Annotated in this window: 24 protein-coding genes; 17 read left to right on the forward strand and 7 right to left on the reverse strand. The window is 59.6% G+C overall.

Annotation, left to right across the window (positions count from 1 at the left end):
* The first annotated feature begins 3 nt into the window (after window positions 1-3).
* Complete coding sequence (gene mobA / locus QA646_RS08075; RefSeq protein ID WP_283058540.1) at window positions 4-654, forward strand: molybdenum cofactor guanylyltransferase MobA; 651 nt, start codon at window positions 4-6, stop codon at window positions 652-654.
* On the forward strand, window positions 651-1,181 hold the full coding sequence (gene mobB / locus QA646_RS08080; protein ID WP_283058541.1) for a molybdopterin-guanine dinucleotide biosynthesis protein B: 531 nt from the start codon (window positions 651-653) through the stop codon (window positions 1,179-1,181). Before mobA ends, mobB begins: the two co-directional genes overlap by 4 nt.
* A gap of 49 nt (window positions 1,182-1,230) precedes the next feature.
* Here mobB and QA646_RS08085 read toward each other — a convergent pair whose 3' ends face one another.
* On the reverse strand, window positions 1,231-3,645 hold the full coding sequence (locus QA646_RS08085) for an OmpA family protein (protein WP_283058543.1): 2,415 nt from the start codon (window positions 3,643-3,645) through the stop codon (window positions 1,231-1,233).
* A 372-nt stretch (window positions 3,646-4,017) separates the two neighbouring features.
* On the opposite strand from QA646_RS08085, the gene QA646_RS08090 reads away from it, so the two are divergent.
* From QA646_RS08090 to QA646_RS08105, 4 genes are all read left to right on the forward strand, one after another.
* Window positions 4,018-4,800: a lysine/arginine/ornithine ABC transporter substrate-binding protein gene (locus QA646_RS08090; RefSeq protein ID WP_283058544.1), complete on the forward strand. Its 783-nt coding sequence runs from the start codon at window positions 4,018-4,020 to the stop codon at window positions 4,798-4,800.
* Window positions 4,801-4,918: 118 nt separating this feature from the next.
* The gene (locus QA646_RS08095) at window positions 4,919-5,722 is read left to right on the forward strand and encodes an ABC transporter permease (protein WP_283058545.1); all 804 of its coding nucleotides are present in this window, start codon (window positions 4,919-4,921) and stop codon (window positions 5,720-5,722) included.
* Window positions 5,719-6,549 carry an ABC transporter permease gene (locus QA646_RS08100; RefSeq protein WP_283058546.1) on the forward strand — a complete coding sequence of 277 codons (831 nt, stop codon included), beginning with the start codon at window positions 5,719-5,721 and terminating at the stop codon, window positions 6,547-6,549. Before QA646_RS08095 ends, QA646_RS08100 begins: the two co-directional genes overlap by 4 nt.
* Window positions 6,550-6,749: 200 nt before the next feature.
* Entirely contained in the window at window positions 6,750-7,016 is a 267-nt protein-coding gene (locus tag QA646_RS08105) for an usg protein (protein WP_028752973.1), read from the forward strand.
* Between the two features lie 18 nt (window positions 7,017-7,034).
* On the opposite strand, the gene QA646_RS08110 is transcribed toward QA646_RS08105, so the two are convergent.
* Window positions 7,035-7,697 carry a DUF2270 domain-containing protein gene (locus QA646_RS08110; protein WP_245276569.1) on the reverse strand — a complete coding sequence of 221 codons (663 nt, stop codon included), beginning with the start codon at window positions 7,695-7,697 and terminating at the stop codon, window positions 7,035-7,037.
* Window positions 7,698-7,907: 210 nt separating this feature from the next.
* On the opposite strand from QA646_RS08110, the gene QA646_RS08115 reads away from it, so the two are divergent.
* From QA646_RS08115 to QA646_RS08145, 7 genes are all read left to right on the forward strand, one after another.
* Window positions 7,908-8,732: a methyltransferase domain-containing protein gene (locus QA646_RS08115; protein WP_283058547.1), complete on the forward strand. Its 825-nt coding sequence runs from the start codon at window positions 7,908-7,910 to the stop codon at window positions 8,730-8,732.
* A 131-nt stretch (window positions 8,733-8,863) separates the two neighbouring features.
* Window positions 8,864-9,556, forward strand: a complete 693-nt coding sequence (locus QA646_RS08120; RefSeq protein ID WP_283058549.1) for a glutathione S-transferase family protein — start codon at window positions 8,864-8,866, stop codon at window positions 9,554-9,556.
* The gene (locus tag QA646_RS08125; protein ID WP_283058550.1) at window positions 9,549-9,893 is read left to right on the forward strand and encodes a metalloregulator ArsR/SmtB family transcription factor; all 345 of its coding nucleotides are present in this window, start codon (window positions 9,549-9,551) and stop codon (window positions 9,891-9,893) included. Before QA646_RS08120 ends, QA646_RS08125 begins: the two co-directional genes overlap by 8 nt.
* Window positions 9,890-10,366, forward strand: a complete 477-nt coding sequence (locus QA646_RS08130) for an SRPBCC family protein (RefSeq protein WP_283058552.1) — start codon at window positions 9,890-9,892, stop codon at window positions 10,364-10,366. Before QA646_RS08125 ends, QA646_RS08130 begins: the two co-directional genes overlap by 4 nt.
* A 117-nt stretch (window positions 10,367-10,483) precedes the next feature.
* Window positions 10,484-11,356, forward strand: a complete 873-nt coding sequence (locus QA646_RS08135; RefSeq protein ID WP_283058553.1) for an NAD(P)-dependent oxidoreductase — start codon at window positions 10,484-10,486, stop codon at window positions 11,354-11,356.
* Between the two features lie 252 nt (window positions 11,357-11,608).
* Entirely contained in the window at window positions 11,609-12,430 is an 822-nt protein-coding gene (locus tag QA646_RS08140) for an AraC family transcriptional regulator (RefSeq protein WP_283058554.1), read from the forward strand.
* 51 nt (window positions 12,431-12,481) lie between these two features.
* The gene (locus QA646_RS08145) at window positions 12,482-13,027 is read left to right on the forward strand and encodes a YbhB/YbcL family Raf kinase inhibitor-like protein (RefSeq protein ID WP_283058555.1); all 546 of its coding nucleotides are present in this window, start codon (window positions 12,482-12,484) and stop codon (window positions 13,025-13,027) included.
* A 77-nt stretch (window positions 13,028-13,104) separates the two neighbouring features.
* Here QA646_RS08145 and QA646_RS08150 read toward each other — a convergent pair whose 3' ends face one another.
* From QA646_RS08150 to QA646_RS08160, 3 genes are all read right to left on the reverse strand, one after another.
* Window positions 13,105-13,593: an Lrp/AsnC family transcriptional regulator gene (locus QA646_RS08150; protein ID WP_107108286.1), complete on the reverse strand. Its 489-nt coding sequence runs from the start codon at window positions 13,591-13,593 to the stop codon at window positions 13,105-13,107.
* A gap of 66 nt (window positions 13,594-13,659) precedes the next feature.
* Window positions 13,660-14,292 carry a uracil-DNA glycosylase family protein gene (locus QA646_RS08155; protein ID WP_283058556.1) on the reverse strand — a complete coding sequence of 211 codons (633 nt, stop codon included), beginning with the start codon at window positions 14,290-14,292 and terminating at the stop codon, window positions 13,660-13,662.
* On the reverse strand, window positions 14,292-14,858 hold the full coding sequence (locus QA646_RS08160; RefSeq protein WP_283058557.1) for a thermonuclease family protein: 567 nt from the start codon (window positions 14,856-14,858) through the stop codon (window positions 14,292-14,294). Before QA646_RS08160 ends, QA646_RS08155 begins: the two co-directional genes overlap by 1 nt.
* A gap of 123 nt (window positions 14,859-14,981) precedes the next feature.
* On the opposite strand from QA646_RS08160, the gene QA646_RS08165 reads away from it, so the two are divergent.
* Window positions 14,982-16,511: a HAMP domain-containing sensor histidine kinase gene (locus tag QA646_RS08165; RefSeq protein WP_283058558.1), complete on the forward strand. Its 1,530-nt coding sequence runs from the start codon at window positions 14,982-14,984 to the stop codon at window positions 16,509-16,511.
* An 18-nt stretch (window positions 16,512-16,529) separates the two neighbouring features.
* Here QA646_RS08165 and QA646_RS08170 read toward each other — a convergent pair whose 3' ends face one another.
* Together QA646_RS08170 and cobT are read right to left on the reverse strand one after the other, a co-directional pair.
* Window positions 16,530-16,922, reverse strand: a complete 393-nt coding sequence (locus QA646_RS08170) for a diacylglycerol kinase (protein WP_283058559.1) — start codon at window positions 16,920-16,922, stop codon at window positions 16,530-16,532.
* Window positions 16,923-17,105: 183 nt separating this feature from the next.
* Window positions 17,106-18,122, reverse strand: coding sequence for a nicotinate-nucleotide--dimethylbenzimidazole phosphoribosyltransferase (gene cobT / locus QA646_RS08175; RefSeq protein WP_283058560.1), 1,017 nt, complete (start codon window positions 18,120-18,122; stop codon window positions 17,106-17,108).
* A 123-nt stretch (window positions 18,123-18,245) separates the two neighbouring features.
* Here cobT and QA646_RS08180 point away from each other — a divergent pair, with 123 nt between their 5' ends.
* Genes QA646_RS08180 through QA646_RS08190 form a run of 3 tightly spaced genes read left to right on the forward strand, consistent with a single transcriptional unit; the run spans window position 18,246 to window position 19,967 of the window.
* Window positions 18,246-19,028, forward strand: coding sequence for an adenosylcobinamide-GDP ribazoletransferase (locus QA646_RS08180; protein ID WP_283058561.1), 783 nt, complete (start codon window positions 18,246-18,248; stop codon window positions 19,026-19,028).
* Window positions 19,029-19,047: 19 nt separating this feature from the next.
* Window positions 19,048-19,269 (forward strand): DUF1289 domain-containing protein, encoded by a 222-nt coding sequence (locus QA646_RS08185; RefSeq protein ID WP_283058562.1) that lies wholly within the window; start codon window positions 19,048-19,050, stop codon window positions 19,267-19,269.
* Window positions 19,266-19,967: a TIGR02281 family clan AA aspartic protease gene (locus QA646_RS08190; protein ID WP_283058563.1), complete on the forward strand. Its 702-nt coding sequence runs from the start codon at window positions 19,266-19,268 to the stop codon at window positions 19,965-19,967. The genes QA646_RS08185 and QA646_RS08190 overlap by 4 nt, the downstream gene beginning before the upstream one ends.
* Window positions 19,968-19,969 lie beyond the last annotated feature (2 nt).

Consider the following 19,969-nt stretch of genomic DNA (forward strand, 5'->3'; position numbering starts at 1 on the left):
AGCATGCCCGGCTTCATCACTAATCCCGCCGAGATCCCGCCCTATCTGCTTGCCGGCGGCCGTTCCAGCCGCATGGGCGCGAATAAGGCGCTTGCCCTCCTCGGCGGAGAAAATCTTCTGGCGCGTATAGCGGCTCGTATCGGGCAACAGCAAAGAATGCCGATTGCGCTGAATGCCGATGCTGATTGGCCGTATACGGCGGAGCTTCGGCTGGTTCCCGACACCCTCCCCGGTAAGCTCGGCCCGCTTGCCGGCGTACTTGCCGCCATGCGCGATGCGGCGAAAAAGCACCCGCACGCATCCCATATCGCTACGGTGCCGATCGACAGCCCCTTCTTTCCGAGCGATCTGATCGCGCGGCTGGCTCAAGCCATCGAAGGCCGAGACGAAATCGCCATAGCCGCATCGCTGGATCGCGATCATCCGGTGTTTGGCCTTTGGCCCGTCTCGATCGCCGATGACCTAGAGACCTGGATTGTTGGAGACGACAAGCGGCGGGTCAGGGATTTTCTTGCGCGCCATATCACGCAAACGGTCGACTTTGCCGTGATCCAAACACCGATCGGTCCCCTCGATCCCTTCTTCAACGTCAACACGCCCGAAGACCTGATCGCCGCAGAAACATGGCTCGCGGCATTGGAGCAGACGCTATGACAACGAAACGACCCAAAATCTTCGGCATCGCCGGCTGGAAGAATTCCGGCAAGACCGGCCTTGCGGTACGGCTTGTCACCGAGTTCACCCGCCGCGGCTATAAGATTTCGACTATCAAACATGCTCACCATGACTTCGATATCGACAAAGTGGGCGCCGACAGTTTTCGCCATCGCGAAGCCGGAGCGCATGAAGTCACCATCGTCTCCGGCACGCGCTATGCGATCATGCACGAACTGCGCGGCGAGCCGGAACCAAGCTTCGAGGAAATCCTGACGCGGCTCGCCCCTTGCGACCTCGTCCTGATCGAGGGCTACAAGCGCGAGCCGATCCCGAAAATCGAGGCCCGTCGCCTGGAGGCCGCCAACCGCGCGCCCTTAGCGCCGCAGGATCCGCATATCGTCGCCATTGCCGCCGACCATGCGGTGGAGGATGCCGGCATACTGACTGTCTTCAATCTGGACGATACCCAGGCGATTGCCGATTTCATCGCCGCGACGGTTGGCCTCGGCAAACCGGCACAATGAAAAGGCCGCCGGTTTCCCGACGGCCTCACGCGTTTGAGACAGGAAGAGCTTACTGGTTCGAAGCGACCGGGCGCACCAGCGCCGTAACACGGCGGATGGTGACGCGGCGGTTTTCCTGCTCGGGCCCCTGCGTATTCACCTTCAGATATTGCTCGCCGTAACCCTGGGTCACCAGGTTTTCCGGCGGAATGCCGTAGACGTCGGTGAGGACGTTGGCGACGGATTCGGCGCGCTGGTCTGAAAGAACGAGGTTGCTTTGCGCAGAACCGACGGCATCCGTATGCCCTTCGATCAGGAAGGTCTCGGTCGGGTCCTTCTTGACGATCTTGCTCATGGCGTCGGCAACGCCGCGCAACGAACTTGCCTGCGACATCGGGATTTCCGCGCTGCCCGTCGCGAAAGTGATCGTATCGAGGTCGATACGGCGCACCTTATCGCGGATGCGGGCGGAGTAACGCACTTCGTTCAGCGAATAGACCCGCTCGACCGGCTCGACCGGCGGTTCGCGCAGGAAGTCGTAATAGTCCGCCTCACGCTCTGTACCAGTGTCGATGATATACTGGTTCAGCGGAATGCGCAGGCGCATCGGCGGCAATTCGTCGCCGGGATCGCGGAAGTAATCGTCACGGTCCGGCTGATCCTCCAGCTCCGGCGAATAGAACAGCACGTATTCGCGACCACGCGCGTCGATACGCGAGCGCTGAATGACGTCGCCATAGCGATTGCGCACGGTGATGATGCGATCGCCATCCGGCCGGTCGATCGTTTCGCGGTAACGGTCGCGCGGAAGCTGTTCATAGATCGGGCGTTCGCCATCCCGAACGAAGCGCTCGCTGTCATCGTGACGGACAACGAAGTTGTTATCGATGTTCAAGATAACGCGATTGTCCTGATTGCCGTTCGGCTGGACAGCGATGCCTTCCGGCGCTGCGAAATCCGGCCTGCGGTCGAGCCGTCGGCCCTGTTCGCTGGTTATGGCTTCGATCTTCACAGGCTGTTGCTGCTGTCCGCCGAGCGCGCGTTGCGCTTCCGCATCGGAGGTTGGCGGCTTGCTATAGGCCGGCTGCACTGCGGCATTCTGCCCTTGCTGGGTCTGGACCTGACCTTGTGTCTGGACCTGACCCGCCTGGCCGCCGGTAGCTTGGCCGCCCTGACGAAGGCCTCGCCGTGCCGCGTCCTTATCGCTATCGAGCACTGCAGCACCGTTCTGCACCGGCAGAATAACGGTTTCGTTGCTGGCAGCGGGATTTTCGGCGATCTTCTTTCGGCGCTCGAGTTCCTGCGGCGAGACCGGCGCGGGAGCGGGAGCCGCTGTCTGGGCACCCTCCTGAACGGCACCATTCGCAGGCGCCTGTACGGCATTGCCCTGGGCGGGAGCCCCGGTTTCGACATTCGGCTGCAGTTGTTTGCCGGTCTGCGGGGCCGCCTGGTTCTGCGGCTGAGCCTGCAGTTGCTGGCTCTTCTGAGCCGGCTGCTGTTCGGGCGTCGTTGCCGGCTGTTGCCCGGTCTGCTGCTCATTCAGCGGCAGCTTGCGGCTCGGTTTCTGACCCTGCTGCGTGCCGGGCTCGACCTGAGTACCAGGCTGAACCTGAGTCTTCGGCTGCGCCTGCTCAGTGGAAGGCGCCTGTTTCGGTGCCGGCGTTGCCTGCTGCTCGGTGGAAGGAGCTTGTTTCGTGGTGGGCGCTGCCTGCTGTTCGGCCGGCTGCTGTGCCGGTTCAGCCGTTTGACCCTGCTTCTTCTGATGCTTCTTTAGTCCTGGCTGACCTTGAGTCTCCGGCTGAGCCTGTTCGCTCTGAGATTGCTGTGCAGCGGGCGCCTGTTTCTGGGCGGGGGCGGCCTGTTGTTCTGCAGGCTGCTGCGCCGGTTCAGCCGCTTGCCCCTGCGACTTCTGATGCTTCTTCAGTTCGGGCTGGGCCTGGGGTTGGCTTTCGGGGGCAGCCTGCTGCTGAACGGCCTTCGTCTGCGGCGTTGCCTCCGGCTGCGCCGCTGGCTGTTGCTCCGCATTCTGCTTGTGCTTCTTTTGCTCCGGCTGAGCCTGCTGGGTTTCCGGTGTCGCCTGGGGCTGGAGTGCCTTGGGCTGCTGTGTTTCCTGTTGCTGTTTACCCGGTTTCGGCTGTTCAGGCTGTCCTTCCGGTTGGGCTTCCTTCATCTTGCGCTGCGGCTCGGCTCCCCCCTGCTGCGCTGGTGCAGCCTCGTGCTTCTTGCCCTGCGGCTCGCCCTGCTCTGCACCGCCTGGCTTCTTGCGCTTTTTCAGCTCCTCTTCGGATTGCCCGTCCGGAGCTGGCTGCTCCTGAGCAACTTCGAAAGTCGCATTGTCGTTCATGGCGGCCGATCTGGCGGCATCATTGCTCAACGGTGCGATAGCCTGTTCGCGCAGCGCTGTGGCGGCGGCGGGCTCAAATGCCAGTGTTAAGGACAGCAGCGGAAATGCTGCACTGGCAAATAGTCTGGATCGCTTTCCCATAGTTGGGATCTCCTTTTATTATCGTTATCCGCCAAGGTGCGGATCTCAGCCCGTGGAGCTGATGCCCGATGATCCCGGCCGATTTTCGGTGTCTCATAGGGCTGAATCGCGGCAAGCGGTGATATGTTCCGAACAATTAGGCACGCAAAATTAACCCCGCCTGAACGCGCCGGAAGGCTGCCGTTCAGCTTTGTCGGGTCACGCAAGCGCTTTGGAGATAGTGTGCGTGACACACACCGGCTTTGTAATTCCAGTTGCAATTTGCGAAAAAAAAGTACGAATATCCGCGGCAGGCGGGCCACGCACCCGCTCCATTCTGGCCGGCCGCCAATGAAGAAAAATAGCCGCCGGTCGCCAACAGAGAGGATCAAAATGCGCATCTCCACTCGTCTTTTCGCCGCGGCATCGCTTGCCGCGATGTCGCTTTTCGCCGGGGCAGCGCTCGCCGACGGCGATTCGATCGTCATCGGCACCGACGCCACCTACCCGCCATTCGAATCCCTCGACGCCGCCGGCAAATTCGTCGGCTTCGACATCGATATCGCCAATGCGCTTTGCGATCAGATGAAGGTCAAATGCACCTTCGTAAACCAGGATTTCGACGGCATCATTCCGGCCCTGCAGGCCAAGAAGTTCGACGCCATCGTATCGTCCATGTCGATCACGCCGGAGCGTGAAAAGACCATCGACTTCACCAACAAATACTACAATACGCCGCCGGCTATCGCCGTGCCGAAGGATTCGACCGTAACGGAAGCAACCGATGAGGCTCTGAAGGGCAAGACCATCGGCGCACAGTCCTCGACCACGCACGCAAACTACGCCACCGTGCATCTGAAGGACGCCGAGCTGAAGCTTTATCCGTCGCCGGACGAATATAAGCTCGACCTCGCCAATGGCCGTATCGATGCCGTCATCGACGACGTCGTGGTTCTCTCCGAATGGGTCAAGTCCGATGCCGGTAATTGCTGCAAGATGCTCGGCACGCTGAAGATCGATCCGCAAATCAACGGCGTCGGCGCCGGCATCGGTCTTCGCAAGGGCGACACCGCGCTGAAGGACAAGTTCAACGCTGCGATCGCTGCAATCCGTGCCAACGGCACCTACAAGAAGATCCAGGACAAGTATTTCGACTTCGACGTCTACGGCGAGTGATCGCCGTCGATTCCTTGGGAAAAGACGACGGCGGAAGCTTGCTCTTCCGCCGTTTTTGTTTGACAACTAATAGAATAATTAAGAGAAACGCGGCAAAAGCTGCGAGGGGAAATACGGTATGAGCGGATTGTTTTCCGCGTTTGGCTCCTTGTGGGCCTGGATGAATAACGCCTTCGATCCACTGTGCGGCCCCGCGGGGCTCTTCACCCTGTTTGGCCAGAACACCGTCATTGCCTGCGGAGATACCGGCTGGGGCGATGAGATTGCCGCCGGCCTCAAAATCACGATATCAGTGGCCGTCCTGACATTGCCGTTCGGCTTGATCATCGGCTTCCTTGTGGCACTAGCACAACAATCCGAAGAAAGGCCGCTGCGGCTCGCAGCCGGCATTTTTACCACCATCTTTCGCGGCCTGCCGGAACTCCTGACGCTCTTCATCATCTATTACGGCATCCAGATTCTGCTGCAAACGGCCCTCGCTTACGTGGGCTACACCGGACAGGTCGAGATCAATGCCTTCGTCGCCGGCATGGTCGCCCTCTCGATCGTCTTTTCCGCCTATTGCTCCGAAGTTTTGCTGTCGGCCTTCAGAGCGATTCCCAAGGGACAGTATGAGGCGGGCGATGCTCTCGGCTTTCACCGCGCCCGCACCATGCGTTTGATCATCCTGCCGCAATTGATCCGCATCTCGCTTCCCAATCTCGGGAACCTCTGGATGAACCTGCTGAAGGACACGTCCTACGTTTCCGTCATCGGACTTGCTGACATCATCCGCCAGACAGGCCTTGCCGTACGCGCGACAAAGGAACCGTTCTTCTTCTATTTGGTTGCCTGCGGCCTCTATTTGGTGCTCGCCATCATCTCCTCGGCTGGGTTGCTTTACCTTGATCGCTGGGCCAAACGCGCGGAGTTTCGCCGATGAGCTATGCTGAAGTCCTGATCCCGGCGCAGCCGGCACCACCGGAGACGATGAAGCGCTTCTCCAAGGCTCGCATGGTCGGTTTTTTCTTCCTGGTCCTCTGGGCGATGCTCGGCATTGCGCTCATCGCGATGATGATCACCAATTGGGATAACGAGAAATTCTTCCGATTCGGCCCCAGTTATTTGTATGGTCTCTGGATCACGGTGAAGCTGGTCGGGCTTTCTTTCATTCTCGGCGCAATACTCTCGATTCCGCTCGCTTTCGCCAGAATGTCGGAGAACAGAATTCTGAGCGGACTAACATATTGCTATGTCTATCTCTTCCGCGGCACGCCGCTGCTGGCGCAGATTTTCCTGGTCTATTACGGCTTTCCGCAGGCGCGCGGCTTCATTAACAGTATTGGTCTCTGGTGGTTCTTCCGCGATCCATTCAATTGCGGCCTGTTTGCCATGACGCTGAACACGGCGGCCTATCAGACCGAGATTGTCCGCGCCGCCATTCAGAGCGTCCACCGCGGTCAAAGCGAGGCCGCGGCGTCACTCGGCCTTCATAAACTCGTCACCTTTTACAAAGTCATCCTGCCGCAAGCGTTGATCGTGGCTTTGCGCCCTTATGGCAACGAGATCATCCTCTTGATCAAGAGCTCGGCGACCGTGTCAATCATCACGGTCTTGGACCTGATGGGCGCAACGCGCTATGCCTTCTCCCAAACCTACGACTACCAAACCTATCTTTGGGCGGCCATTTTCTATCTTTCCATCGTCGAGATCATGCGCAACGGCTGGGCACGCATGGAAGCCTATCTGACGCGTCATCTGAGACGCTGATCTTTACCCGCACAGCGTCTCCTTTCGTCATGGTCCACAGGTTGGCAGCACTCACCTGATAAGGCTGCTATCATATTGATTTTCGTGAAGAAATTTCTTTTTTGCAACACTTTTGTAAAGCTTGGGTTTACCATGAGGTGTTTCCATTTTCCTGTGACCTCAGAGTCACGAAGAACAGTGGGAACAGAAAGAGAGACCTCATGCACAACGATATGCAAAAGCAGTTGCAAGGCTATGGGCTGACCACGGCGCAGATCATCTATCGCCTGCCCGATCATCCGCAATTTCTGCAGACCTATATCTGGCAGGACTATGATCTCGCTCCGAATTTCCCGGAAATGCGTGGCTTCTTGAAGTTTTGGCAGGAGAAGCTGGATGGGCCGTTACATTCGGTACGCTATGTCCACCGCCGGCTGATCTCGGCGACCGAGTGGCGGGCGGTGAAGGGAGAGTTCATCCTGCACTAATCAGGCTTTGCCAAGCGATCAGACATGCGCTTCGCCATGGGCAAAATCACCGTCATCCGGCCCGCGACGTAATGCGCCATATAGAATGACGGCGTAGAACACGGCTACGATTACGATCACCGGCCAGCCAGGGATCGGTCCGAGTGCGGCGTTGTCGGCAATATAGCTCCATGAATGCACAAACTCTTGCGGGGTGCCCTCCGTTTGCAGCCTCGGCGTCGAGATCTTCAAGATCCACGCCAACAGCAGGATTGCATACATCCAGCAATAATTCCGCCGCAGGCGCCGCTGCATCGCTTCGAAATAGCTGAGCAGAAACCGCGGTGCGCGCAGGCTTTTGGCTATCGACAGCGCCCAATCGGGATTAAGATCGGCTTCAGGTGCCAGGATCTGCGCAAAATAGCTGCGTTCCAGTTGCCGTATCCGTGCACGATAGACATCAAAGAAGCGATAGCGCCGCGCCTCGATCATCAACAGCAATGTGATCAGCATCATGCCGAACAGCAATACGCCGTGATGCGACGTCGGTGATGAAAGCGATACGGAAAGCAGCGCCGCAACGACGGTAATCGCCCAGTTCGAGGTCCGGTCGATGCGGTCGCGCCAACTGGTCATTCGCCCAAGCTCACCGCGGTAATAATGCGTCAACGTATTGGTGATCTCCCCCGTCGTCGCCGGCATGGGCGGCGGCTTCCGATCGGCGGCGCTGCCCAGGAGATGGGACGTGGTGAGCTCGGTGGCCATGGTTTTTTCCTCCTTTTTTCTTCTTTCGCGCAACGGCCTTATGGCCTGCCCCTGTTGCGAACGAATATTTTGCTCCTTCAACGCGGCCATTGCAAAAGCCTTTCAAGCACCTTAATGCCTCCCTAACGAATGAAGGACTGATCGCTCATGGCAAAGAAAAAAATCGACGAAGACGCGCTGGCGGAAGCCTACAACCGCGCCCTTGCGCTCGAAAAAGCCGGCGATATCGACGCCGCGGTCAAGGCCTATGAGGATGTGCTGGCGATCGATCCCGAGGACCACGGCGGCGCAGCCGTGCGCATCGCCTCGATGGGCCGCGGCGAAACGCCGGTGAAGGCGCCGGATGCCTATGTCGAAACCCTGTTCGATCAGCATGCCGAAGTCTTCGAGGACGTGCTTGTCGAGCAGCTTGGCTATCACGTTCCCGTTCTCGTACGGCAACGGCTGCAGGCACTCGGCCTCGGGGCCTTCAAGCGCATGCTTGATCTCGGCTGCGGCACCGGCCTGACGGGCGGCACGCTGCGCGACATTGTCGAGGACATCACCGGCATCGACATTTCCGAAAACATGGTCGAAGTCGCCCATGAGAAGGATATCTATGAGACGCTGTTCGTTGCCGAGGTCGAGGATTTCCTCGACGACAATGACGAGGAGCCGTTCGACCTGATCACCGCCACCGATGTGCTACCCTATCTCGGTGCGCTGGAGCCGCTGTTCTTCGGCGCCGCCGAAAACATGACGCCAGGCGGTCTTTTCATCTTCTCCTCGGAAACCCTGCCAGAGAGCACCATGGCGGGCCGCCCCTACATGGTCGGTCCACATCAGCGCTTTGCCCACGCGGAAAGCTACGTGCGCGAACGGCTGACCGCGACCGGCTTCGAACTGGTCGAAATCACCGACATCAATGTCCGTATGGAAGAGGGCCACCCGACGCCGGGCCATCTGGTGATTGCCCGTCTCGTCGCGGCGTGATCTGATTTCTCTGGCAGCCGACCTGAATAGTTATCCAATGGGATAACTATTGATTGCATTCGATCCGCCGATCTGTTACTTAGCCATTTAGATAAGTTTCAGCATAAGCCCGATGCAGGAAAGGTCATTGCATGTCCCTCATCCTTTATCAGCATCCCCTCGCCTCCTTCTGCCATAAGGTTCTTATGGCGCTTTATGAGAACGGCACGCCCTTCGAAAGCCGGATCATCGATCTTGGCAACGAGGAGTCGCGTGCATCGCTGCTGCGCCTGTGGCCGATCTGCAAATTCCCTGTGCTGCGCGACGAGGCGCTCGACAGCACCATTCCCGAAACCAGTATCATCATCGAATATCTCGACCGGCACTACCCCGGCCCGACGCCATTATTGCCGCTCGATCCGACGGATGCGCTCTGCGTCCGCCTCTGGGATCGCTTCTTCGATCTCTACGTCCAGGAGCCGATGCAGGCGATCGTCGCCGATATTCGTCGTCCGGAAGACGAGCGGGATCCCAAAGCCGTCGCGCAGGCGCAGGCACTGTTGCGCACCGCCTACGGCATGATCGAGCAGCAACTGGCTGGAAAGCTCTGGATTGCCGGCGACACTCTGACCATGGCGGATTGCGCCGCAGCGCCGGCATTGTTCTATGCCGAAACGCTCGTACCCTTCGACGAACAGCACACGGGGCTGCAGCAATATTATCAGCGCCTGCTCGATCGTCCGTCCTTCGCGCGGGTACTCGATGAGGCAATGCCCTACTTCCATCTCTACCCCTATAGCCAAAAGCTGCCCGCTCGATTCCGCCCGGAACAATCGCATGCTTGACGATCCTCTCGCGCTCGACCGAATGTTCCAGGCCCTGTCGGATCAAAGCCGGCGCGGCATGATCGACCGCCTCGGCCGCGGTCCCGCCTCGGTGATGGAATTGGCCCAGCCGTTTTCCATGGCACTGCCGACCGTGATGAAGCATCTGCACGTATTGGAGACGAGCGGTCTGGTGCATTCGGAAAAGATCGGCCGCGTGCGCACCTACCAGCTACGGAAGGAAGCGCTGGATTCGGTTGAGCGCTGGATCGCCGAGCGCAAAGCGGGGTGGAACAGTGCCTTTGACCGGCTCGACCAATTTCTGGCCGACAATTCCGAGGAGACTGCGGTGAAATGATCGAGAGATCGACGGAACACACAACACTGACCATAGAGCGCCACTTCAAGGCGCCGCTGTCACGCGTCTTTGGCGCCTGGGCAGTTGCTGAAAACAAACGCCAGTGGTTCGCCTGCCATGGGGATTGGACACCATTGGAATTCCAGCTCGACTTTCGTCCCGGCGGCGGCGAGAGCAACCGCGTCGCCTCGACGGACGGCGTGATACATGCCTACCAGGGCCGCTACATCGATATCGTGCCGAACGAACGCATCATCTACGCCTTCGACATGATGCTCGACGACAAGCGAATCTCGGTGTCCTTAGCCACAGTTACCTTCGCTCCGGAGCCCGGCGGCACGATAATGCTCTTCACCGAACAGGTGGTTTTTCTCGACGGCTATGGCGACAATGGCTCTCGATTGATGGGTACGGAAATCGGTTTCGACAACCTGCGCCTCTATGTCGAAGGTGATGAACGTAGGCCGAATTAACCCGATCACACGTCAGACCCTCCGGGTTTCCCGCGTGCTGACTGACAAATCGGCCTTCCGTCACCTTCGCCTTTCCGCTAAGCCTTCAGGCAAAATTCTTGGAAGGAGTCTTCGCGAATGGCAAAGGTCGCTTTTATCGGCATGGGCGTTATGGGTTATCCCATGGCAGGGCATCTGAAGGTCAAGGGCGGTCATGACGTCACCGTCTATAACCGCACCGTCGCCAAGGCGGAGGCCTGGGCCAAACAATTCGGCGGCAAGTTTGCCCCCACTCCTGCCGCTGCCGCCGAAGGCGCCGATTTCGTCTTCACCTGCGTCGGCAATGATAACGACCTGCGCGCCGTAACGATTGGCCAGGATGGCGTGCTCTCCGGCATGAAGGCGGGCGCGATCCTGATCGACAACACGACGGCAAGCGCCGAAGTCGCCCGCGAGCTTCATGCCGCAGCCAAGGAAAAAGGCGTGGACTTCATCGACGCTCCCGTCTCCGGCGGCCAGGCCGGCGCGGAAAACGGCGTGCTGACCGTCATGTGCGGTGGCGATGAGGCCGTGTTCGAAAAAGCAAAGCCGGTGATCGACGCCTATGCCCGCATGGTGGGCCTGATGGGTGCCGTTGGAGCAGGCCAGCTCACCAAAATGATCAACCAGATCTGCATCGCCGGCATCGTTCAGGGCCTGGCCGAGGGCATCCATTTCGGCAAGCAGGCGGGCCTCGACATCGAAAAGGTGGTGGATGTCATCTCCAAGGGCGCGGCCGGTTCCTGGCAGATGGAAAACCGCCACAAGACCATGAATGTCGGCAAATACGACTTCGGCTTTGCCGTCGACTGGATGCGCAAGGACCTCGACATCGTGCTGTCGGAAGCCCGCCGCAACAAGGCAAAGCTGCCGCTGACCGCCTTGGTCGATCAGTTCTACGGCGACGTCCAGGCCATGGGTGGCAACCGCTGGGACACGTCATCGCTGTTGGCGCGCTTGGACCGGAAATAATCCGGCCTAGTCATTTAGTCCCGGGCGCAACAAGGGACGCCGCCGGTTTACCGGACCCAGGCGGCGCCTGCGTTCTGCAAACGATGAGCGAAGGCAGTTTTACAAGAGGGTAACCTTCGCTACGCTAGGCGTCATTTGCTGCCGCTGACAAGAACGGCCGGTGAAGAGAGTTGCGGAGGCCTGGTGTTTCAAATTTCGGATAATTATTCCGCCTTTCCCCAACGCGATATCGTCCGACGCGACGGAGCCGGAATGACGGCGTGTATCATCCAAAGCACGCGCCTGCTCTGCAAACGCCTTGCGTCGCACGCTCCGGGCGTGGTGCTCGTTCAAAAGGGCCAGAAGATCATTCTTGATCGGGTCGCCGACATGACGGCTTGCGCCGGCGATCTCGTGCTGATCCCTGAAGGCGCCACCTCGGACATCATCAACGAGCCCGATGGCCTTGACGGCTATCAGGCACTCGCCCTGCAGTTCGCGCCAAACCTGATTGCCGATTTTGCCCTCGCCGATGCCAGGCCGGTGCAGGAGGTCAAGGTTCTGACCGGCATGCCGCCGGCTTTTGAAGAAGCTTACGGCAAGGCGGTCGAGGCGATCCGAAGCGGCCCTCTCCTGCCGGACAGTATCGCCGCTTCCCGTGTCAACGAAATCCTGTTGTGGCTCGGCGCGCTCGGCCACCGGTTTGCGCCGATCGCGAACCCCGGTCCGATCGAACGCCTGCGCCGGATCATCAATTCCGATCCGGCCTATTCCTGGCGCGCTCCAGAACTGGCGAAGACGATCGGCATGAGCGAGGCCAGTCTGCGGCGCAAGCTGGCAGCGGCGGGAGCGAGCTTTTCCGAGCTTCTGGCTGATATCCGGATGACGACGGCTCTCACCCTGCTGCAAACGACCGACAAGTCTGTAACGCAAATCGCGCTGGATGTCGGCTATGACTCGGCCTCCCGCTTCACCGCGCGCTTTCGGGCGCGTTTCGATTTCGCGCCAAGCGAAATTCGCGGCCATCAGCGTGAAGTTGATCGAAACGGCGCAAAGACTGATCGAAACAGCGCAGCACTTGTGCCCGCGGAATGACAATCTCCCGCCGTCGACGCTGCAGACCGCGTCGCACTAACGGAGATCGTCATGAAATATTCTATCGCCGCGGCCCTGGCTGCCACATTGCTGGCATCGGGCCAAGCCTCTGCCTTTGAACTCGCCAGCCCCGACATGAAGGACAGCGGCACGCTCAAGATCGAACAAGTGGCCAATGTATTCGGCTGCAAGGGCGGAAACATATCTCCCGCGCTAAGCTGGAAAGATGCACCAGAGGGAACCAAGAGCTTCGTGGTAACGGTCTATGATCCGGATGCGCCCACAGGCTCCGGCTGGTGGCATTGGACCGTGTTCGATATCCCCGCATCCGTCAAGTCGCTGCCATCAGGCGCAGGATCGACCGGGGGAACCGGTCTGCCCTCCGGAGCCATCCAGGGAAGAACCGATTTCGGCACCTCGGGCTTCGGCGGCGCCTGCCCGCCTCCCGGCCCGGCGCATCGCTACAGACTGACCGTAACCGCGTTGAAAGTCGACAAGCTCGGCCTCGACAGCAACGCCAGCGGGGCACTCGTGGGCTACATGACGCAGGCAAACGCCCTCGCCTCCGCTTCCATCACCGCCACTTACGGTCAATGATGGCACGCTGACAAAGAGGCAACGCCCTTGCCGTGAAGTTCACGCAACGGGCGTTGCCTAACGATATCGCTTGACGCTCAATCGTCGCTCGATTTTGCGTTCTCCAGGAGCATGTAATCCAGCGGCAGTTCCGTCGAATATTTGATCTGTTCCATGGCGAAGGCGGAGGAAACATCTCGGATTTCGATCTTGGCGATCATGCGCTTGTAGAAAGCGTCATAGGCGGCGATATCCGGCACCACGACGCGCAGCAGATAGTCGACATCGCCGCTCATGCGATAGAATTCCACCACTTCCGGGAAGTCGGCGATCACCTCGGAAAAACGCTTCAGCCATTCGATCGAGTGACTGTTGGTACGGATTGAGACGAAAACAGTGACCTTGGTGTTGACCTTTTCGGGGTCGAGCAGAGCGACCCGACGGCGTATGACGCCATCCTCTTCCATCTTCTGGATACGGCGCCAGCATGGTGTCGTCGACAGTCCGACCTTCTTGGCGAGATCGGCCACGGCCAGAGTGGAATCCTCCTGCAGCAGGCGCAGGATTTTGCGGTCAAGACGGTCCATTTCGAGTGCCCTTTCGAATTATATTCTCTCTATAGCGCATTTTTGCCGGAGGAAAAGAAACTTGTTTCACGAAACAAGGATTTTCACACGTTCCCGCAAAATGGGCAGCAGCTCAGTCTCGAACCAGGGATTGCGCTTAAGCCAGCCGCTGTTGCGCCAACTCGGATGCGGCAATGGCAAAACGGCCGGCGACCGATTGGTAAGGAGATAACGCCGCCATTCCGAAACGGTTTCCGTCATTGATGCCATTCTCGCCGCGCCGAGATGCCACGCCTGGGCATATTGGCCGACGGCGAGAACGAGCTCGATTTGCGGCATCGCGTCGATGGCTTTTTGTTGCCAGAGCGGCGCGCATTCCTTGCGCGGTGGCAAATCGCTGCCCGCAGCATCGTAGCCGGGAAAGCAAAACCCCATAGGCACGATGGCAAAATGATCCGGATTGTAGAAACTATCGCGGTCGACGCCCAACCATTGTCGCAGCCGGTCGCCGGAGGCATCGTTGAACGGCAGGCCGCTTTCATGCACGCGCAGCCCCGGCGCCTGCCCGGCGATCAAGATGCGCGCAGTCGCAGATAACACGGCAACCGGCCTCGGTTCATGCGGCAATCGATCCGCCTCGCCACGCAGCGGCGCGTCCCGGCAGACGCGGCAGGCGGCGATAGCCTCGTTCAGTGCTTGCAACCCTTGCGTCCAGGCCATTAGCGATCCCATCCGATGAACTGTCGCAAAAAGTCGCCTAATCCGGCCAATGGATCGCCATCGCGCGCCATCATCTCCTCGCGCCGATAGTCGCGCGGCCGCTCGAAATCGCCGGCCCAAAGCCCCGCCTTCGCCTGCCGCGCCTCCGCTTCCTCGGCAGCGTAGCCGCCGTAAGAAACCGCCATGCCGCTGCGCACCATCGCGCCGTTGATGTCGACGCCGCCGACTTTGCAGGTCACCAGCAGCCGGCCGTAACGATCATGTTCCCTTCCCCGACATTCTGCTGCACCCGTCTCCATAAATTTATCAAGCGCCTTGCGAGCCTCTTCGCCGCAGGACCAGTTCACATCAGCGCGACGACATTGCTGCCGATATTCCGGCGCGTCGATGCCGAGCAGGCGCAAACGGCTACCATCGCGGGAAAGCGTATCGCCGTCCACGACATAAAAGCTCCCGGTCTGAATGAGTTCCGGACGATTGTTCATCTTTAACGCTAGCAAACCGAGTACTGCCAGCAACGCGAATGTGGTCACGCCGTCACGAAAAAGGCGGCCGGACCGCGTCACGCTTTTGCCTCCTTAAAGAACAAACCCTTGGCAAAGATGGCAAACAAATCATTTCTGAGCAGCATCTTCTTAAGATTTGGCGGCTAGTCTGTAGCCCTCGGCAGGCCAAATTTCAACGTATCTATGAGCACCGGCGTCAGCACATCGACAGATAAGATCATTGTCGACCGATCACGCAGTCACCGCAACAGGGCTGTGTCGAAGGCCGTGCGGCAGACGCGCGAGCGCCTGCAATCCGGACACAGCAGCAGCTTCGACCGCGAAGTCATGATGATGCATGTCGACTCCCTCCTGCAGGGTGCCTCGGTCATGCCGATCTTCGTCGTCCTCGTCGCAGCGCTCGGCGTCTATCTCGCGGGCGACGGGCAGATCTTCATCTGGGCCATTCCGACTCTATCCGCGCATGCGATCAACATGCTGCTCGGCCGCCGCGCAAAAAAACGCGAAATGACCGCCGAAAGCGCCAGGAAATGGCGCCAATTGCTGCTGCTCGGTCAACTCCTCATCGGCTTTTGCTGGGCATATTTCGCCATGCAAAGCTGTTCGACCTGCGGCGGCGACGGCTTCGCGCTCTATAAAGGCGCAGCGTTGTTGGTTGGAATCAGTGTCACAGCGATGGCAAATTTCATGCTGCCGCGCGCAGTACCTTTCTCCTTCGCACCGGCAATCGTCGTCCTTGCCGTCAGAGCGGCACTGACGCGCAATCCAGTCGATGCGGCCCTCACCGCCGCTGTCGCAGTCGCGGTCATCTTCTTCACCTTCATCACCAACCGGATGTTCCAATCGAACCTGAAGATTCTTTCTTTCCAGTCGGAAAAGGATGATCTGATCGCCGAGCTGGAAGTCGCGAAATCCATGTCGGATGAAGCGCGCCGGCGTGCAGAAGAGGCGAACCTCGCCAAATCGCGCTTCCTGGCCTCGATGTCGCATGAACTCAGAACGCCGCTCAACGCCATTCTTGGTTTTTCCGAGGTCATGTCGGCGGAGGTCATGGGACCGCTGAACAATGCCACCTATCGCGAATACACCACCGACATCCACCGCTCCGGACAGCATCTCCTCAACCTGATCAATGAAATCCTCGATCTATCCCGCATCGAGGCCGGCAAGTATGAGCTGAACGAGGAAGCAATCTCGCTGCTGGATGTGGCGGAGGATTGCATCGGTATGGTGCAGTTACGCGCGCGTGGCAAAAACATCTCCATCGCACCACAGTTCGAGCCGCAGCTCCCTTCCGTCTGGGCCGACGAGAAATCCATACGGCAGGTGATCCTCAATCTCCTCTCGAATGCGGTAAAATTCACGCCGCAAGGCGGAGAGATCACCGTCAAGGTCGGCTGGACTGCCGGCGGTGGTCAATATGTGGCGATCAAGGACAATGGTCCGGGCATCCCCGAAGAAGAGATACCGGTGGTTCTTTCCGCCTTCGGCCAGGGTTCGATCGCCATCAAAAGCGCCGAGCAGGGTACCGGCCTCGGCCTGCCGATCGTTCAGGCGATCCTCGCTAAGCATGACGGTCAGTTCATACTGAAGTCCAAGCTGCGCGAGGGCACGGAAGTCATCGCCATCCTGCCCGCCAAACGCGTGCTGCAAAGTCTGCCGGCTGTCGAAGATGCACCTCTAGTCGAGCGTCGCAAGAAGAGTTTTGCCTGAAGCTTAGGCCATAAACTGTCAGAGGAAAAACAGATGGCTGGCGATCGTATAAAGAAGATAGAGACCGGAAGCGACCAGCATGCAGAGGACAGCGAAGGAGCCGAGATCCTTGGCGTGCTTGCCGACATTGGAAATCTCGGGTGAAATCCGATCAATGACTTCTTCCACCGCCGTATTCATCGCCTCCACGGCAAAAACGCCGAGAAACAGCACAACGGCAATCATGATTTCCGCAAGCGTTGCCCCGACCAGTACGAGCAGGATCAATCCAGCGGCTGCGAACAACAGCTCCTGCCGGAAAGCCGATTCCTGCAGCAGGCGCTGAAAGCCGCCCCAGGAATAACCGGCGGCGGCAAAGAAATGCCGGATCCCCGTTTCCTTGGTTACTGCTGATTTCGAAAACTCGGCCATCCCTGCCCCGCCTGCAATGTCCTAACCGCAATTGCGGCCTTGCGAATACCGTCTCGCCATTCCCAAGGCAAGCCGACAACCGAGTCGGCCGAAGAAATCATTACAGTTTTACGACATAGTTCGAAAGTCGGTCGGAATTTTGGAGGCGGAACGCTTAATCACCGCGTTCCGCCGTTTCGTTCGTCAATGCTTATTGGAGACGCCGGCGCTCTCGAACGTCGCCATGCCGGAGTGGCAGGCGGCAGCCGCCTTGACGATGCCGGCGGCAAGCGCTGCACCCGTGCCTTCGCCGAGCCGCATGCCTAGCGCCAGCAGCGGCGTCTTGCCAAGCTTGTCGATGGCTTTGATGTGCCCCGGCTCAGCCGAAACGTGGCCGATCAGGCAATGGTCGAGAGCCGACGGATTGGCGGCCTTGAGGATTGAAGCGGCAGCCGTTGCGACATAGCCGTCGATGATGACCGGGATACGCTCCATACGGGCGGCGAGGATGGCGCCGGCCATGGCCGCGATCTCACGCCCGCCGAGACGGCGCAGCACTTCCAACGGATCGGAAAGATGGTCGCGATGCAGCGCCACAGCCTTTTCAACGGCTTCGATCTTGCGCTTCAGCACCTCGCCTTCCGAACCTGTACCAGGTCCAACCCACTCTGCCGCCGTGCCGCCATAAAGCGCATAGTGAATGGCAGCCGCGATCGTGGTGTTGCCGATGCCCATTTCGCCGACGCAGAGCAGATCCGTGCCGCCGGCAATCGCTTCCATACCGAAGGCCATGGTCGCGGCACAATCGCGCTCGCTGAGAGCCGGCTCTTCAGTGATATCGGCGGTGGGGAAATCCAATGCCAGATCGAAAACCTTCAGCCCGAGATCGTAGGCCACACAGATCTGGTTGATCGCTGCACCGCCAGCGGCGAAATTCTCCACCATCTGCTGCGTTACAGACGGCGGATACGGCGTGATGCCCTGCTTGGTGACGCCGTGATTGCCGGCAAAGATCGCGACAAGCGGCCGGCTGACGGCCGGCGACCGGCCGGTCCAGGCGGCGAGCCAGAAGGCAATCTCTTCCAGACGGCCGAGAGCGCCCGGCGGCTTGGTGAGCTGTGCGTCACGCTCGCGCGCGGCGACGAGCGCTCGGGAATCCGGGCCCGGAAGGTCGCGCAGCAGCGTGCGGAAATCGTCGAATGGCAGGCCGGTAACGCTCATGAATGCCGTTCCTTGTCTTTTGGTCTCAAATCAGGTTCTTTGCGTGCGACTCTATTAGTCTTCGGCACCGACGCGAACAACTCCAAAAACGTCCGATGCTGTCGCAGGAATAGCGGGGAGAGGATGAATATTCGGGAATACACACGCGATACCGCGCGCGCCGTCGCTTTCTTGAGCCGCATTCCCGTGCCGCCGTCTTTCTTTGAGAGCTATGACGGTAGCCTTATCCGCGTTTCTCGTAGCTTTCCCCTCGCCGGCCTGCTGATCGCCCTGCCCGCAGCGATCGTCTTCGGCATCCTGCTTGCCTTCCATGCCGATCCGCTGATGGCAGCGCTGCTGGCACTCGCAATCCAGACGATGACGACAGGCGCCCTGCATGAGGATGGCCTGAGCGACACGGCTGACGGTCTTGGCGGCGGCAAGGATCGCGACAAGGCGCTCGCCATCATGAAGGACAGTCGGATCGGCTCTTACGGCGCCGTAGCGCTGATCCTTTCTTTCGGACTGCGCGCCGCAGCGCTCGCCGCCATTGCTCGCGGCCTTCCGCCATTTGCCGCGGCGCTCGCTTTGCCGGCCTCCGCCGCGCTCAGCCGCGGCGCCATGGTCTGGCATTGGTATGTTCTGCCCGCCGCCAAGCCGGACGGAATTGCCGCCTCGGCCGGCAAGCCGGATTACGGCGCAATGCAGGTGGCGCTCATCACCGCGCTGGTGCTCTCGGCTTTTCTGCTCTGGCCGAGCCTCAGGCTTCCCGCTTTTATCTTGTGCCTTTTGGTCACCGCAGCCGCGGCATTTCTACTCACCCGGCGCGTGCGCCAAAGACTTTCCGGTCACACCGGCGATACCATCGGTGCGACGCAGCAGATTTGCGAGATCGCCGCTTTCTGTACTCTTGCCATGTGCGTTTGAAGCATCGATATATGCCCTTATGCTAACACCCTGCATTCTCGTCTGCTCCATCGATATGAATACCGGCTATTGCTTCGGCTGCGGACGCACGCGCGAGGAAATCAGCGCATGGATGAACTATAGCGACGATCAGCGCCGCGAAATCATGCAAGTCCTGCCGGAACGTCTCGCCACGGTTGAACGCAAGCCGCGCCGGGAAACACGTCGCCAGCGACTGGCGCGGGAGCGCGGCACCGTATGAGCCGCCTGAACATAGCCCTCGCCATCATTGGCATCGGACTCGCACTCCTCGTCTTCAACAATAGCAACGGCACGACCTTCGGCATCAATAACGACGACTTTGCGGGCGTCATCTATCTGGTGCCGCTTGTGCTGGTCATAGGCGCGGGCATTTGGGCCAGCCGCCATACGGCCAGCCAATCCCTGCGCAATCTGCTGATCTGGCTCGTCATCATCATGGCACTGGCGACCGCCTATATCTACCGCGGCGATGCCCAGCAGGTCGGCGACCGCCTGATGGCTGGCCTTGTGCCCGGACATGCTGTCGTCGTCACGACAAGCGAAGGCGGCCAGGAAGTCATCCTCCACAAGCTGCTGAACGGTCATTTCGAGGCGCAAGTAATGATCAACGGTCAGCCGATCGACATGCTCGTCGATACCGGCGCCAGCACCATCGCATTGTCGCAGAAGGACGCCGAGCGTGTCGGCATCATCCCGGAAAACCTCACCTATTCCATGACGGTCATCACGGCCAACGGCCGAGCCAGGGCTGCTCCGATCGAACTCGGCTCCGTCGCCATCGGTCCGATCCAGCGCCGCGATGTCCAGGCGACCGTCGCCGAAGACGGCAAGCTCGACCAGAGTCTGCTCGGCATGAGCTTCCTGGAAACGTTGGGCTCGATGCAAATGCAGACGGATGAGCTGCGGCTGCGGGATTGAAG

This window comes from Rhizobium sp. CB3090 (genome assembly GCF_029714285.1).
GTDB lineage: Bacteria > Pseudomonadota > Alphaproteobacteria > Rhizobiales > Rhizobiaceae > Rhizobium.

Excerpts from the sequence above, each read along its gene's own strand:
- mobA (WP_283058540.1), top strand. The coding sequence starts at position 4 with ATGCCCGGCTTCATCACTAATCCCGCCGAGATCCCGCCCTATCTGCTT.
- mobB (WP_283058541.1), top strand. The coding sequence starts at position 651 with ATGACAACGAAACGACCCAAAATCTTCGGCATCGCCGGCTGGAAGAAT.
- QA646_RS08085 (WP_283058543.1), bottom strand. The coding sequence starts at position 3,645 with ATGGGAAAGCGATCCAGACTATTTGCCAGTGCAGCATTTCCGCTGCTG.
- QA646_RS08090 (WP_283058544.1), top strand. The coding sequence starts at position 4,018 with ATGCGCATCTCCACTCGTCTTTTCGCCGCGGCATCGCTTGCCGCGATG.
- QA646_RS08095 (WP_283058545.1), top strand. The coding sequence starts at position 4,919 with ATGAGCGGATTGTTTTCCGCGTTTGGCTCCTTGTGGGCCTGGATGAAT.
- QA646_RS08100 (WP_283058546.1), top strand. The coding sequence starts at position 5,719 with ATGAGCTATGCTGAAGTCCTGATCCCGGCGCAGCCGGCACCACCGGAG.
- QA646_RS08105 (WP_028752973.1), top strand. The coding sequence starts at position 6,750 with ATGCACAACGATATGCAAAAGCAGTTGCAAGGCTATGGGCTGACCACG.
- QA646_RS08110 (WP_245276569.1), bottom strand. The coding sequence starts at position 7,697 with ATGCCGGCGACGACGGGGGAGATCACCAATACGTTGACGCATTATTAC.
- QA646_RS08115 (WP_283058547.1), top strand. The coding sequence starts at position 7,908 with ATGGCAAAGAAAAAAATCGACGAAGACGCGCTGGCGGAAGCCTACAAC.
- QA646_RS08120 (WP_283058549.1), top strand. The coding sequence starts at position 8,864 with ATGTCCCTCATCCTTTATCAGCATCCCCTCGCCTCCTTCTGCCATAAG.
- QA646_RS08125 (WP_283058550.1), top strand. The coding sequence starts at position 9,549 with ATGCTTGACGATCCTCTCGCGCTCGACCGAATGTTCCAGGCCCTGTCG.
- QA646_RS08130 (WP_283058552.1), top strand. The coding sequence starts at position 9,890 with ATGATCGAGAGATCGACGGAACACACAACACTGACCATAGAGCGCCAC.
- QA646_RS08135 (WP_283058553.1), top strand. The coding sequence starts at position 10,484 with ATGGCAAAGGTCGCTTTTATCGGCATGGGCGTTATGGGTTATCCCATG.
- QA646_RS08140 (WP_283058554.1), top strand. The coding sequence starts at position 11,609 with ATGACGGCGTGTATCATCCAAAGCACGCGCCTGCTCTGCAAACGCCTT.
- QA646_RS08145 (WP_283058555.1), top strand. The coding sequence starts at position 12,482 with ATGAAATATTCTATCGCCGCGGCCCTGGCTGCCACATTGCTGGCATCG.
- QA646_RS08150 (WP_107108286.1), bottom strand. The coding sequence starts at position 13,593 with ATGGACCGTCTTGACCGCAAAATCCTGCGCCTGCTGCAGGAGGATTCC.
- QA646_RS08155 (WP_283058556.1), bottom strand. The coding sequence starts at position 14,292 with ATGGCCTGGACGCAAGGGTTGCAAGCACTGAACGAGGCTATCGCCGCC.
- QA646_RS08165 (WP_283058558.1), top strand. The coding sequence starts at position 14,982 with ATGAGCACCGGCGTCAGCACATCGACAGATAAGATCATTGTCGACCGA.
- QA646_RS08170 (WP_283058559.1), bottom strand. The coding sequence starts at position 16,922 with ATGGCCGAGTTTTCGAAATCAGCAGTAACCAAGGAAACGGGGATCCGG.
- cobT (WP_283058560.1), bottom strand. The coding sequence starts at position 18,122 with ATGAGCGTTACCGGCCTGCCATTCGACGATTTCCGCACGCTGCTGCGC.
- QA646_RS08180 (WP_283058561.1), top strand. The coding sequence starts at position 18,246 with ATGAATATTCGGGAATACACACGCGATACCGCGCGCGCCGTCGCTTTC.
- QA646_RS08185 (WP_283058562.1), top strand. The coding sequence starts at position 19,048 with ATGCTAACACCCTGCATTCTCGTCTGCTCCATCGATATGAATACCGGC.
- QA646_RS08190 (WP_283058563.1), top strand. The coding sequence starts at position 19,266 with ATGAGCCGCCTGAACATAGCCCTCGCCATCATTGGCATCGGACTCGCA.